10 protein-coding genes are annotated in these 13,406 nt (G+C 43.6%); 1 reads left to right on the plus strand and 9 read right to left on the minus strand.

The annotated features are described in order from the left end of the window. Window positions 1-184: 184 nt before the first annotated feature. The 9 genes from AAFP11_RS15965 to holA all read right to left on the minus strand — a co-directional run bounded on the left by AAFP11_RS15965 (window position 185) and on the right by holA (window position 12,324). Window positions 185-3,748 carry a hypothetical protein gene (locus AAFP11_RS15965; protein ID WP_341737961.1) on the minus strand — a complete coding sequence of 1,188 codons (3,564 nt, stop codon included), beginning with the start codon at window positions 3,746-3,748 and terminating at the stop codon, window positions 185-187. A 124-nt stretch (window positions 3,749-3,872) separates the two neighbouring features. Then, entirely contained in the window at window positions 3,873-4,457 is a 585-nt protein-coding gene (locus AAFP11_RS15970) for a DNA circularization N-terminal domain-containing protein (RefSeq protein WP_341737962.1), read from the minus strand. A 2-nt stretch (window positions 4,458-4,459) separates the two neighbouring features. Continuing rightward, window positions 4,460-5,620, minus strand: a complete 1,161-nt coding sequence (locus AAFP11_RS15975; protein WP_341737963.1) for a hypothetical protein — start codon at window positions 5,618-5,620, stop codon at window positions 4,460-4,462. Between the two features lie 561 nt (window positions 5,621-6,181). Next, complete coding sequence (locus AAFP11_RS15980; RefSeq protein WP_340520148.1) at window positions 6,182-6,523, minus strand: hypothetical protein; 342 nt, start codon at window positions 6,521-6,523, stop codon at window positions 6,182-6,184. Between the two features lie 203 nt (window positions 6,524-6,726). Beyond that, entirely contained in the window at window positions 6,727-7,233 is a 507-nt protein-coding gene (locus AAFP11_RS15985; RefSeq protein ID WP_341737964.1) for a hypothetical protein, read from the minus strand. A 67-nt stretch (window positions 7,234-7,300) separates the two neighbouring features. Beyond that, complete coding sequence (locus AAFP11_RS15990; protein WP_341737965.1) at window positions 7,301-8,380, minus strand: phage tail sheath C-terminal domain-containing protein; 1,080 nt, start codon at window positions 8,378-8,380, stop codon at window positions 7,301-7,303. Between the two features lie 138 nt (window positions 8,381-8,518). Continuing rightward, complete coding sequence (locus AAFP11_RS15995; protein ID WP_341737966.1) at window positions 8,519-9,712, minus strand: transposase; 1,194 nt, start codon at window positions 9,710-9,712, stop codon at window positions 8,519-8,521. Window positions 9,713-9,945: 233 nt separating this feature from the next. Continuing rightward, complete coding sequence (locus AAFP11_RS16000) at window positions 9,946-11,166, minus strand: hypothetical protein (RefSeq protein ID WP_341737967.1); 1,221 nt, start codon at window positions 11,164-11,166, stop codon at window positions 9,946-9,948. Between the two features lie 180 nt (window positions 11,167-11,346). Beyond that, window positions 11,347-12,324 (minus strand): DNA polymerase III subunit delta, encoded by a 978-nt coding sequence (gene holA / locus AAFP11_RS16005; RefSeq protein WP_341737991.1) that lies wholly within the window; start codon window positions 12,322-12,324, stop codon window positions 11,347-11,349. A gap of 268 nt (window positions 12,325-12,592) precedes the next feature. Here holA and AAFP11_RS16010 point away from each other — a divergent pair, with 268 nt between their 5' ends. Beyond that, on the plus strand, window positions 12,593-13,378 hold the full coding sequence (locus tag AAFP11_RS16010) for a DUF1868 domain-containing protein (protein WP_341737968.1): 786 nt from the start codon (window positions 12,593-12,595) through the stop codon (window positions 13,376-13,378). The last annotated feature ends 28 nt before the right edge of the window (window positions 13,379-13,406 follow it).

The following is a 13,406-nucleotide window of genomic DNA, read 5'->3' on the forward strand; positions in this document are numbered from 1 at the left end:
AGCCTAGATCCCCCCTAGCCCCCCTTAAGAAGGGGGGGACAAGAGTCCGATCAAAGTCCCCCTTCTTAAGGGGGATTTAGGGGGATCTAGACTCAGGTAAAAGCGATATTTATCAAGGGTTTCATGCTTAAGTTGACACTAATGGGCGAAAGCCTTTGTCCCTACTTTAACATCAAAATCACCCCTATACTGGTAAAGCATTTAACAGGCGATCGAAAGCTTCCTCCACATCTTCTAACCCGATATTTAGTTCACTTTTTAGCTGTTCCAGCCTCGCCCTTAAGTCTTTAAACAACTTATTAATTGCCTCCCGTAGGGCTTCAGTTTTCTTGACAACTTTCTGATACTGACCGTCGAGGCTACTGGCGACAGCACCCAGAAGATCGTGGAACAATTGAATAATCTTAGCGTACAATTTATCCAATTCATCGACAATATTTTGCGGATAAATTTCTGCTAATTGCTGCTGGAGATAGGGAAAAATTGACTCAACATTCATCACCAATTCCCCGGTATAATTCGATTCTATCAACACCCGGTTGAAGTGAACAATATTATTTCTATAGTCACCTTGAGATAACTTTTGCGCTTCTGGGGAGAGTTGTACTCCCTGTAATTGCTCTGGTTTATAGAGGTTTTCATCCAACAGTAAGCGATTTAAATCTCTAATTAATGCTACTTTTGTGCCGGGGGAGTTGACAGCAAGCAAAGACTGAGTATTCGCAGTCAATTGAGATTTGATATAAACAGTCAGACTGTCTTGAGATTCCCGCAGTTTTTCCAGAAACTTATCAAAATTGATAAAATCGCTGTCTTCAAAACTATTAAGGATTCGGTGCGGGCTGAGGGATTTTACAGTCTCCAAAACATTGTTATAGGTTCCTTGCAATGCCGTCACCACTTCGCTAACTAGACTATTAATTACAGCTTTCACTGCATTAATAGCATCGCGGATTTGAGCGCCTAAATTCGTGGCAATATTGCTCAAAATATTTGCTAATCTTCCTGGTGCTTCTGACAATTTTTGAATCACCAGTTTGATATCACCAAGCACGGAACGAGGTTGTGCTAGTAAATTATCTAGGGAATTGAGCAGGTTTTTGATCGGATTAATCAGTTGTCGATCCAATTCGTTTGGTAAGAATTGTTTGAAACTGGTAAGCATCTGCTCGGTATTAAAGTTTTGAATCACTTCAATACTTTCGGGTTTATTTGGTTTGAGGCGATCGCCATTTGTTGTCAGCAATTGCTCCACTCGTTCATAAACCGACTGCGGATTGGTGGTGTTGATGCCATCATAAAGTCTTTGTAGGCGATCGCGCAAATCTTGATAATCCACCGCCAATTCTGCTTGGGGACTAAATTGAGCCAAAGTCAATTGCTTTGCTTCCCACAACATCTGCACTTCAACCATCACCGGAGCATATTCGCTGACAGCCGCTTGCAAACTGCTCAAATCAAAACCAACATTCGGGTTTTTCTGAATTTTCACATAATCTGTAATTGCCTGTTTCAATCCTCCTACAGATACCGTTAACTGCTCTGTACCCATCGCATTAACTCGCTCCACCACGCGATCGCGCAGAGATTCAATTTGCTTAATTTTGTCAGCAAAACTATAGCTCAAAATACTTTCTAAAGTTAGCCAAAAATCCGATTGCACCACATCTGCCAAACCCACACTCGCCATCAACTTATCAACTTGATTCAATCCCTCATTCACTTTTGCTACTAAAGCTTCTACCGGAATCTCATCCAAATTTTTAGTCACAATTGCCAACTGCTCGTTCAGGAAATCAGTAATCCTATCTGGAGACAAAGATTCAATAATTTGCACCAGTTTTTGATAAAGCTCATCTAACTTATCAACTAACTGTTGAGGATCGATCGCATCCAGCTTCCCAAGCATTTCATCATAAAAATCCTTAACTGGTTTCAGCAAAATCGAAGGTTTGTACTCATCAATTTTCGCTACCACCGTATCTAGAGAAGGCTTGACAACTTTTTCAATTAAACTTCCCGGTTGAAAAGATTGAATTTTTGCATCAATGTTATCAACTTCTCCCTGAATCAATCCTACCAAGTCTTCTATCGGCTCCAGAATTTCTGCAAAAGCCAAGTTCAATTCTGGATTGACAATCCCCGGTACATCCACCTCTTTAATAATTGTCGTCCCCACTTTCAGAGCAACTTTAGTTGGGGTACTAAGCTTAGCCGCATCAATCCCGCGCAACTTAGTTTCTAGATCGCCAGTTTTATCAACTACCGCCTTAAATGCAGGTTTAAGTGATACTTTTCCTAAGTTATCAGTAATCAATTTAATCCCACTTTCTGCCTCTTTGAGACTGTGTTCTACCAGGGGATTATCTAAGACTTGCGTAACTCGATCGAGTAATTGATTGATTTTATCCTCTAAAGCTTTCCTGTTAAGATTAGTTTCAATTTTGGTGTTTAATCCCCCGATACTGCTTCTTACTTCCTCCGTTGTTTTGTGAATTTCCACCGAAATTTTATTAATATTATTGACCACAAATGTTGAGGCTTCATTGCAACTCCGCTTTAGAGGTTTAACCAACTCCGTTGATTCCGCGCAAATTTTGTCAATGAAATCTTTAATTTCCCGGATTGCATCAGACAGAAAACTTTTGATTTGACTTAAAACGTCCTTACCTTTGTCGATCGCCTGAGCAATGGCTGTAGTCGCTTGTCTGGCCAATTCCTCCGCCTTGCTAATAGCAGTATCAATCAGTTGGGGAATTTTTTGGGTAAACTGTCGCAGTTTAGCCGTAATCTCTGCAACTTTTTGATTAATCGTGTCGATATAACCTTGAAGCTGATTAAATAGCGGCACTAAGGAGAGCGTATTTTCATCGCTTGCTGCGACTTGCGAAAGTTGAACTAAAGCAGTATTGAAACTCTCGATGGTAAAATTATTTAAATTAGCGATCGCCCTTTTAATTCTCGCTTCATTTTCCTCAATATTTCGAGAAAGTTTCCTGGTTTTTTGACGCAACTCTGCCATCGATAATTTGTCGAGTTTGTTGGGATTTTCCAACAGGTTCAGAATAGCTTGATATTCACCCAAATATTCACGACGCTGATGAATATTCCTTTCAATACTCTTAATCGCCTGGGAAGGAAGTTGTTGGCTTAAGGATAAAACTTGAGCTGTAAAAAGGCTGGTTAAACTAGCCGAACCCAGTTGACTGAGTAATTCATCAGGATTAGATAGTTGATCGAGTAATTTCTGAAACACCTTTAACAAAGCATTAAATGTCCGCACTGGCAACATTTGAGCCTTACTCAGGAATTCGTTAAACTCACTAAATATCGAGTTAGCAACAGGTGGCAAATCGCCAAGGCTGATACTGAAGCTCAAATCTTGAGTCAAACTGACAATTGTTGATTTAACTTCACCCACCAAATCTATATTTTGAAAAGTATCAGCACTAGGAAGCGGAATAGCTGCGGATAAACTTGCCAAATTCAGCGTAGTGAGTTGATGGAATTTAGTAGTTACTTCTGCTTTCAGTTCATTGGCTGACAAAGGAACTGATGAAATGGTCTTTTCTATATTGCTTAAATCTAATTTTGGCAGATTTATGCCCTTTTTGAATTCCTCAAAATCTGGGAGGTGCGGTGTTACTTTACCCAGCATAGTTTCCGGGTGACTAAGTTGATTTGTGAAATCAGCCAAGGCCGCTTCAGGGTTAATGGAATTTAAATCTTCTAATAGAGAAAGTGCCATAAATTTAATTCCCAAGGTAAAGATGAACTGTTTTTTTTTGAGCAGATTTCCAGAATTTCGGGGAACAATTGAAATCAAACAGGTGGCTGGTATTTACTCCTAGGTCTACTTGAATATTTCAGCACTAAATTTTAAAAAGTGCTTTCAATCCAGCCGTCGCTTGGCCAAAGTTTTTAGTGGCTTCTTTCACAGGTTCTAAACCTGTTTTCAAAGGTGCGATCGGGTTAGTAATTTCTGGCAAATTCCCCATTTGCAAAGCATCAGTCAGACTCACAACATCCATCAGTTTAGCAGCATCAAGCTTAATTTTTTGATCTAGATTAGAAACTCCTGGGGATGCAATGGGTTTGGGAGGTTCAACATACTCTTGAACAATCAGCCGATAGCTAAATTCATCGGGCGATCGCGCAAGTTGCCACACTTCCATTTTTTCTAATACAACTTGGCTAAAATAGGCTTGACCGACTATTTCCGCCACAAAGTCAACGGCTTTTCGCTGTTTGTGGATTTTTCGCAGAAAATCTAAATCATCCCCTGCTTTTTGTCCGTAAAAAATTCCGCTAATTTCCAATTGTACCGAATCCCTTCCCAAATCTTGCACCAGATTTCCCAATTTACCAGGAATCCGATGAGTCACCCAATCCGCTTGTTCTAAGGTGACAATTTTATGCACTTTATTGAGTTCAACTTTTCCTAATTTGATGGCCATAATTACTCCCCATAAAATCGGCGATATTCTCGATTAATTTCTTGGGCGATCGCCTCTAAAATTGTCTCCATCTCTAGTTCGGGATGGCGATCGCTATGCAAAGATGGTTCTACCATAGCGTACCTATTTCTACTATCATCAGCTATTTTATTCCTATTTTCCACCTCACTCTCTTGTGGTTCCAGCCATCCACCCTTGGCTGCTACAAATTCTTCGGAAACATCCGAAAAATAACTCATTTTTTCCGATGTTTCCATCTGATAATCGGCTAATTCACTTTCGGAAAACAGGAGATTTTCTGAAGAATCATGTTTGAGTAAATCCGCCTCAATTATATGTTCTTGATTGGGCTGCGATACCAAAAAAGCCGACAAATCTTTTAAGCCTTTCATTCCCAGTGAATTTTGGGCAAAATCCCTCTGAATGTGCTCTGTTTGTTCTGTCGCATTCTCCAATTTTGGTAGATTGACATTCTGGGCAAATTGTGTTTTTATTTCCCTTGGTTCATCCACTACAGACAAAACTTCTGAAGTTGGGTCTGAATCAGATTTATAGAAGGCTAATTCCTGAGATAAAACTTCCTCACCTCCCTCAGCATCAGATTCATCAAAACCTAAATCCCTAGGATTAATCCTTGTATCTACCAGGGGAATTTCTGCCACAGAATCTGAATAATTCCCCAGCGCAGGATGATTTTTTTGCCCTTCTCCCGGCGCCACAACTCTCTGGGATATCACTTGAGGTTTTGACGAAGTATCCCCCAGAGATAAAGATGCCGATCGCCTTTTTGCATAACTAGATTGGCTATTAGCAGTAGGGATTGGTCGATCGGGATTAACCAAAGACTCGTATCTTCTCCAAGTTTCTAAGTAAGGATGAATTTTTGGGCGATCGTCCGATGTAGTTCCCTCCCCTACATTGATATTATTTGAACTTCCCAAATCTGGCGGAATAAACCCTGTAGTCAGCAATTTTTCCCAAACTTGAGATTCATTGATGACTCCCTCGAATCGCTCAGTTTCCTGATACAAAAGCGCGATTTCCGCCCAATCTTCGCTACTCAAAAGATTGTCAGTTAACCATCCACTCGTATAGTTACACAATAAAGCTTGAAATTCATTGCTCAGATTGATGCCAAGATCTTTTAAACTTTCATCACCCATCTTCACTTTGCTTATCCTCTGTACTTAACTAAAACAGGACTTATACCAATTTAATGGGTCGTTGCACATATCTCGATCCCCCTAAATCCCCCGATCGAAGGGGGACTTTGAGAAGAATCTTGTCCCCCCCTTATTAAGGGGGGTTATACCAATTTAATGGGTCGTTGCATATATCTCGATCCCCCTCGCATCCCCCGATCGAAGGGGGACTTTGAGAAGAATCTTGTCCCCCCCTTATTAAGGGGGGTTAGGGGGGATCGAAATTCTATGCAGCCTCATAAAAAACAGGACTTACGCACGCGGCGCCAAAAACCCGGTTTCTACATCAATATCTCTCGGCTCAAGCCACGATTTTCAAAGAAACCGGGTTTTTTTGGCCTTATTCCTATCAAAAAAGCCATCCCCACATCGCCACATCCCCTCATTTTTCCGAGCGATTTTCCTCATCTAACAGTTGTAGATACATTGACACCTGCGCCATTGTCATCGATCCCACTTGTTGAGGAGTCCAACCAAAAGCACGCGCTAATCGAAAGCTAGCTAACACCAGTGGCGAATTACTTAACTCGAACTCATTTTTTTTTCCGTCAATCCGCTAATTTGCCGAATCTCAGCGATCAGAAAGTTAACTAATCCTAGATTCATGCTTTTAACTTGTTCCAAGGAGAGACTAGGTTGTACTAAGGATTCTTTAATCATCAACAAAGGAATCAGGGCGGGATCACTTTTCGCTGCTTTCATAATCAGCCCAAAAGCCCCAATCGTCAGCGGACGCAATTGCACCACTAATTCCCGCTCTTTATTAGTGCTACTTGTGCTATGTTCCAATACCTCTGGGGGAATCGCGACATCAAAAATAATTTCTGAACCACCTAGCAGTTCTTCCGGCGTTAAAAATTGCATTTGAGGGTGAGGATTTAGGAAAAGTTTAAGTCAGGAATTACGCAGAAAAAGTCAAGGGTTCTGTTTTTTTTACCGAGGTGATAGTTGTCACTATATTAGTCCTGGACGCATGGGGACTCAGAAACCGGGTTTTTTACGAAAATATGCGATCGAACCTGCACCCAAGGTAAAAAACCTGGTTTCTGTTGTTGATAGGTAAACTATCAACCTGTCTCCTCAGAACTAATGCGTAAAGCTTTAAACGTCACTCCTTCCATCACAAAATCATCTTCAGGTAAAGTAAAACTCCAGCTTTCAAACTTGACCCCAAAGACTGTCAGCGTACTGCTGTTATCTGGTAAAGCTGGATTTTTCAGCGAGATGACAATATTAAAAGAAGGCTGAGGAATTGCGCCAGTAGGAGGAGGACTCGTCGCCCCATCACCTAGGAGTAAGTGTAACAGGGCTCCATTGATGTGCGCGCGATCGATAAAACCCGAAACGCTAATATTACCCGGACGTAATTCTGTAGCAAAGCGTTTTCCTAATTCGTGATATGGTCGTAATTCGTTTTCTACCTTTACCTGGACATTTTGCAAACGTCCCACTACGCTAGATAATTCGTACTGACCGATCAAAGCTTCTGCTAATTTCCCCTCAACAGATTCTTGATTATCGACCGCTAAAACCAGCGAAGCATCCGAGCCGCGAAAAACATTGACATTAGGCATAATTTTCTCTTCTATTCAGGGCAAAAATTCTTGAAATTCCCGTTTTTGCGATCGATGTATCCTTGATTTATCCTAGATACATTGTCACTTGAATAAAATCAATACTGAACGTCGGTTGCAGAATCATTTTCACGGCAACTTCCCCAGCAATTTCTTGTCGGCGAGTAGCCGAAACTTCCAGTTGATAACTTACCAGAGATTCGCTGTCTACCATACTGGTAAGAAACGCATCCAAGGTAGCTTTCATTGCTCCTCGCACGCGATCGTTATTCAGCTTGCCAATATAAGGATCGCAAGAGGAGCGCACTCCATAAATTGCATAGTCAACAATGCGGCGCGTGGTGATTTGATTCCAAGGACTATCGGCTGTGGTGATGCCTTTGACGATTCGATATCCACTGCGGGCTTCCACCGTCAAGACTTTTTTTTGCACCAGTTCTTTTAGCTGAGCATTGTTAAACTCAGTGGTGATCCCTTCAATACTCAGAGTTTTATTAGTGGGGCTAGCTTGCACGTTCAAAGAAGCAATTAAGCCAGCTATAGCAGCCGCTAAATAACCCCCAGGAAGTTTGTGTTGCTTGCCTTTAGCCGTTAACAAAATTCCGGGTGCTGTAAAGATCAGCCGACCTTGATCGTCGCTGAGATTGTGGCCACTAATTTGCTCTAAATCGTCTTTACCGTTTTTAAACCCACTACCAATAATTCCAATTCTTTCGCGTTTAATTTCGGCAGTAGTGTTCAAATGTCCTTTGAGGGCATCTACCATCCCAGCTTGGTTAGCATCTTGCCCCGCTAGGACAACTATATTGACAATTTTGTTTTCTAATAGTGCTAAACTTTCTTGATAAGCATCAGTGGTTGCTCCCGAAGTTCGCACTGCATAAACCGTCTGTCCGCCATTTTTATAAATCAATTCCAAGGCGCGAACTAAAGTTAGTTCGTCTCGATCTCCCCCTTGCCATTCATTGCTCTCACCAAAAATTTCTTTAGCTTCCGAAAGACTACTGAGTAATGTTACTTCATTCTCAGTACCCTTACTGGCAGTACCAACAATACCAATATTCCCTGTAGCAACTCCACTGGGCGCAATTAAGCCTTCGGGGCGCACTTCAACGTAAGTGCCCGGTAAAATCATTGTTTGAGCCATAAAAGATCTTTTGTATTTCTCACGAAATATATCACCTCTATTTTATTTGAATAAACAATGTAATAAAACTTATTTTTTTTAGTTTGGTTATGCTTTCAAATTGACACTCCCCTGCCTTAAGGCGAGGGGATTCTTGGATCATCCAGTTGATTTGCTCGTTGATGTCGCCATCAGCGAGTAGAGATCGGTCTGTCCCCCAGCGTGAATTCCGGTGTGTCCCACCGTATTTAAAATAATTCCTGTTTGCTTTAGCCCCTTCGCTAAAACATTCAAAGCGGCGTTGTGGTCACGATCTAGTATCGTTCCGCAACCACAAATATGTGTTCGGGTTGACAAAGTTTTCTTAACAATATCGCCACAGTTTGAACATTTCTGTGATGTGTATTGTGGTGGAACAGCGATAACTGTTTTGCTGTACACTTTTCCAAAATACTCCAACCATTGAGCAAATTGTGACCACGCAGCATCACTAATCGACTTGGCGAGTTTATGATTCTTAACCATGTTACGCACTTGAAGGTCTTCGTAGGCTACAAAATCGTTAGATTTCACTACACACAACGCCGTCTTAATGGCGAAGTCTTTGCGCTGCCGACTAACCTTTAGGTGCTTTCTTCCTAACTTGTTGATTGCCTTTTTCCGGCTTTTGGAGCCTTTCTTTTTCCGAGAAACTCGCTTCTGCAATCTCTTCAGAGATTTTTCGCTTTTACGGAGATACCGAGGATTAGGAACTGTTTCACCGTCGCTGTTAGTATAGAAGTGGTTTAATCCCACATCTATACCAATAGCTTTACCCGTGAGCACAACCTTCTCTGTACGTTCCACATTGATGCAGAATTGGGCATAGTAGCCGTCAGCACGACGAACTACCCTGATTCGCTTAATCTCATCGGGCGCATAGAAATGCAAATCTCTACTGCCGAGCAATCTAAAGGTTCCAGCGGCAAAGCCGTCTGTGAAAGTCAGGCATCTTTTGTCGACAGAAAGCTTCCATCCTGATGTCTTGTATTCTACAGAACGACTGTGCTTTTTGAACTGCGGGTAGCCCTTTTTTCCGGGCTTCTTGGCTTTGCAATTGGCGAAGAAACGTTGGATAGCAAAAATAGCACGTTCCGCCGAAGCTTGGCGTGCTGTTGAGTTAAGTTTGCCCGCCCATTCAAATTCTTTCGCCACAACGGCGCATTGTTTGTACAGGTCTACTAACTTAATTCCCTGATTGTCTATCCAATACCTTAGAGTTTTGTTTCGGACAAATTGAGCCGTCCGAATCATGTCGTCGATGATTCGATACTGTTTCGCTTTGCCCTTCAACTTAAACTCTAAAACTATCATTAGAATAGTTTATCACTTTTGCTAAAATTTTTACCCATAAGTCTGTATACTTAACAAGTCTCTACACTTTTTATAATTAAAGCCGTCCTATAAGGACGGGGCTTTAGACCCAACTTTTTGGTAAATCTAACAACTAAGCTACCGAAGATGATGTGATATCAAATCCGGTAGCATCGGAATTATTATTAACCGAAATTAGTCCAAGGCAGTTCAAAACTCAAAACTCCAAGCTTCTAAGGCGCTGCCGCAGCCCTGCGGTTAGCAACTACCAGATTTGACTTGTACTCTGCTGCTTTTTGCTGAGCCTTTTGATGATTGGGGCTAGTTGTGGGCACCACATTCATTAGATCGACAGCTTTCTGCCACTGGTTGGCTACGGCGATCCACTCAGTTTGAGACTGAGCGGTTTGCGCGAGAATTGCTGCACTCTGAGCCTGATTAACCGCTTCCCTCCAAGGGTCAGACTTAGGCGTGCCAGAGGCTGCCTTGGGTGTACCAGAGGCTGCTGTGGGTGCAGGAGATGCCTTGGGTGTACCAGAGGCTGCTGTGGGTGCAGGAGATGCCTTGGGTGTACCAGAGGCTGCTGTGGGTGCAGGAGATGCCTTGGGTGTACCAGAGGCTGCTGCGGGTGCAGGAGATGCCTTGGGGGTACCAGAGGCTGCTGTGGGCGCAGGAGATGCCTTGGGGGTACCAGAGGCTGCTGTGGGCGCAGGAGATGCTCCTAGCGGAGCTGGGCTTGCTGGCTTCGCAGCAGCATTGGGAATGGCTGTGGGGGCTGGAGATGCTGCTGGTTTCTCACCGTCAGAGGCGCTGGGAGAGGGTGAGGCTGGTTTGGGTGTACTAGAGGTAGCTGTTGGGGATGGCGAAGCAACTTCTGGGGAGGTTGGTTCGGAGGTAGAACCGCTCAAAAATGGTAGATTTCCTGTAAAGAACAGCCCAGCCAGGGCCATCACGGGTACTAATATCCCTACAGGTATTGCCCATTTGGGGAATTGCTTTTTGGGAGGCGGAGTTTCCTCTACCTCGTCTTCTACCTCGTCGTCTTCGTCTCGATCGAACTCTTCGTCTTGATAATAGTCTTCACTTTCGCGTTCGACATCATCCAAACCTACGGAGTCGTGAGGCATAGAAGTCTCATGTTCATAAAGCATGGGCGATGCCGGCATTAGCTCTATTTCCTCTTCCCATGTTGGCGAGCTGTCACCGATTCGACGCCCGTAAACTTGTACAGTGTGAATAGATTCTAGTCCCAACTTGGTCATCCCAGTGCGGATGAAATCCACCAATACCATTTGATCCGGTACTTTGCCTGACTCCAGAGTTATGTGGAGGCAGCCGTTGTCCCGCGTCACTTCGGCGTTGATGCCTTTGGGTTTGAGTGTACGGTTGATGCTAGATGCGATGGCTTGTGGATCGCCCTGCTTGAGAAGTTCCCGCGGGTTCTGTTGTGTCATGGCTGGCGCTCTTTTGGGGATGGAGAGCAAATAAGTAATATTAATTTATCGGCTATGGCTGCCGACAATATTTATTTACCACATTAGCTCTACTCTGGTTGTTTGATACCATTTATTGAGCAATTTTAACTCTACTATCAAATTCGGCGCGCTACACGGCCATCGAATCGGGAAGGGGAATTAGCGAAACAAGCTGGAAATTTCTATAACTTTGGTTTGCAGGGTGGATTTTTCTTCTCGCCCTCGCTTTAAAGATGCTTCCAACTCTAGCAATAAAGGTAAAGTTTTTTGTAGTTTTTCTAAGCTGGCGTTCTTGACTTCTTGGCGAAAATAGTATACTCGTTTGGGATTTCCGAGGTCTAGAGCTTGAGCAATTTTATCATCCCGATCGCCCGATGCAATCATCGCCTTGACCCACAGCCACAGGCGAAACTTACTGGTCAATCCCGCCACAATCCTTAATCCAGACTCGTTGCGCCCGGTTAAACCCGCCAATAAATCTAAAGCTTCCTCCGTATGTCCTTGGCGAATTGCATCGGCTAGCTGGAAAGTATTCTGGGCGTGAGAGTTGACCAATTTGCCCACATCTTCCGGGGTCAAAGGTTGACTGCGGTTCCCGGCAAATAGTCGCAATTTTTCGAGTTCGCTGTATAACTGTCGAGTGTCGCTACCGATCGATTCTGCCAAAAATTCGATCGCCGTGGTGGTCAACTTCACCTTCATTTCGGCGGCGACTTGACGCACCCGCTGGGCTAATTCTTTGTCATTCCAAGGCGGAATCGGTGAAAATTCTCGCACTTGGGCAGACTTGACCAGTAACTTGGTAGACTTGAGCCTACTGTCGGGTTTTTTGACCGATGTCAGCAGCAGTACACTGGAGTCGGGAATCACTGGGAGAGTCCGTTCCAATTGGGCTAAAAGTTCTGGAGAACATTGTTGGGTGACAGTGGTATTGGCCAGCCAGACAAAACGGCTACCGGTACCAAAGGGTGGGGTCAAAGCTCGATCGAGTCCTTCAAGGACAGCCTCGGCGCGATCGGCCATAATCTTGTCATAGTTAAAACTAGCCCAGTTGGGATCGACGGCACTTTGGCGTAAACTGGTCACAGCTTGCCCCATCGCAAACTCGTCTTCTCCCCAAAAAAGGTAAATTTGCATTTCTAGCATAAAGCCACCCCAGAATGGTGTATTATATAAACTTTGTTGGGAATAGTTAAAGATTCTATTCGATAATTTTTACATCTTGCACTATTGTCGAAAATCTAGAATTTAAAAGTTAGGATTTGTGCGATCGTGACAAATTCTGTCACACTCAACAGTACGAAGGAATCTCAAACATAGATTTTTCGCTCTGGGCGCGCAAGTCCTAACAGTTTTCAAGTCGGGTAAGTGCCCAAAGCTATTAATTAGCACGAGGAAATGGAGATTGGACGATACTTATCAAGCTTATGTAAATAGGGTAGCGCGATTGACGCTGCTGGACTCCTACAAGTCCCAAGTAGAGCACATCCAGGAATCTCCCAAGTTTAAATTGGACGAAACTGGTGTCAAAGTTGCAGTGCCTTTTCCCGGCTATTCGCTGATTACGCCACCAGCCGGAGAAGATGCAGAAAATGCAGCACTCTATGAGAACTTGCACTCTTGTCAACAACGGCTATTGCAGGAACTTCATCCGGGTTCCTTGATCCCACTACCTCCCGATAGCTTCCATGTAACGGTGGCAGATTTGATTTGGAGCAGTGCTTTTCAAGATGCCTCCGATAAAAATCCTGAATTTGAGGCGCAACTACGATCGCGCATGGCCGATGGTTTTGCAACCTCAAAACCAGTCCGGGCTGGCGGTACTCCCCTTCGCTGGATAGTGCTGGGTTTTATGGTGATGACGAGAGCTGTAGGTGTGTGTGTGGCACCGACGGACGAAAACTCTTACAAGCAAATTCTAGAGTTGCGTCGATCGATCTATCAAAATCCCGATTTAATTGGTTTGGGAATTGAACAGCAATATCACTTTACAGCACACATTACCCTGGGCTATTTCGGGGACACCGGGCCCAACCTAGACCGCGATCGCCTGTGTGCTTTGCTGTCGGAGTTAAACGATCAATGGCTGGATACGCCGCAAGAACTATCCGTACACCGAGCCGAACTGCGGAAGTTTGACGACATGAATCGCTATTATCGGGAACCAGACTGGCCTGTTTTTGAGTTTTAACCAACGGGGAAGGAAGGGAGAGGGTTGA

Source organism: Microcoleus sp. CAWBG640 (assembly GCF_020883015.1).
Taxonomy (GTDB): Bacteria; Cyanobacteriota; Cyanobacteriia; order Cyanobacteriales; family Microcoleaceae; genus Microcoleus; species Microcoleus anatoxicus.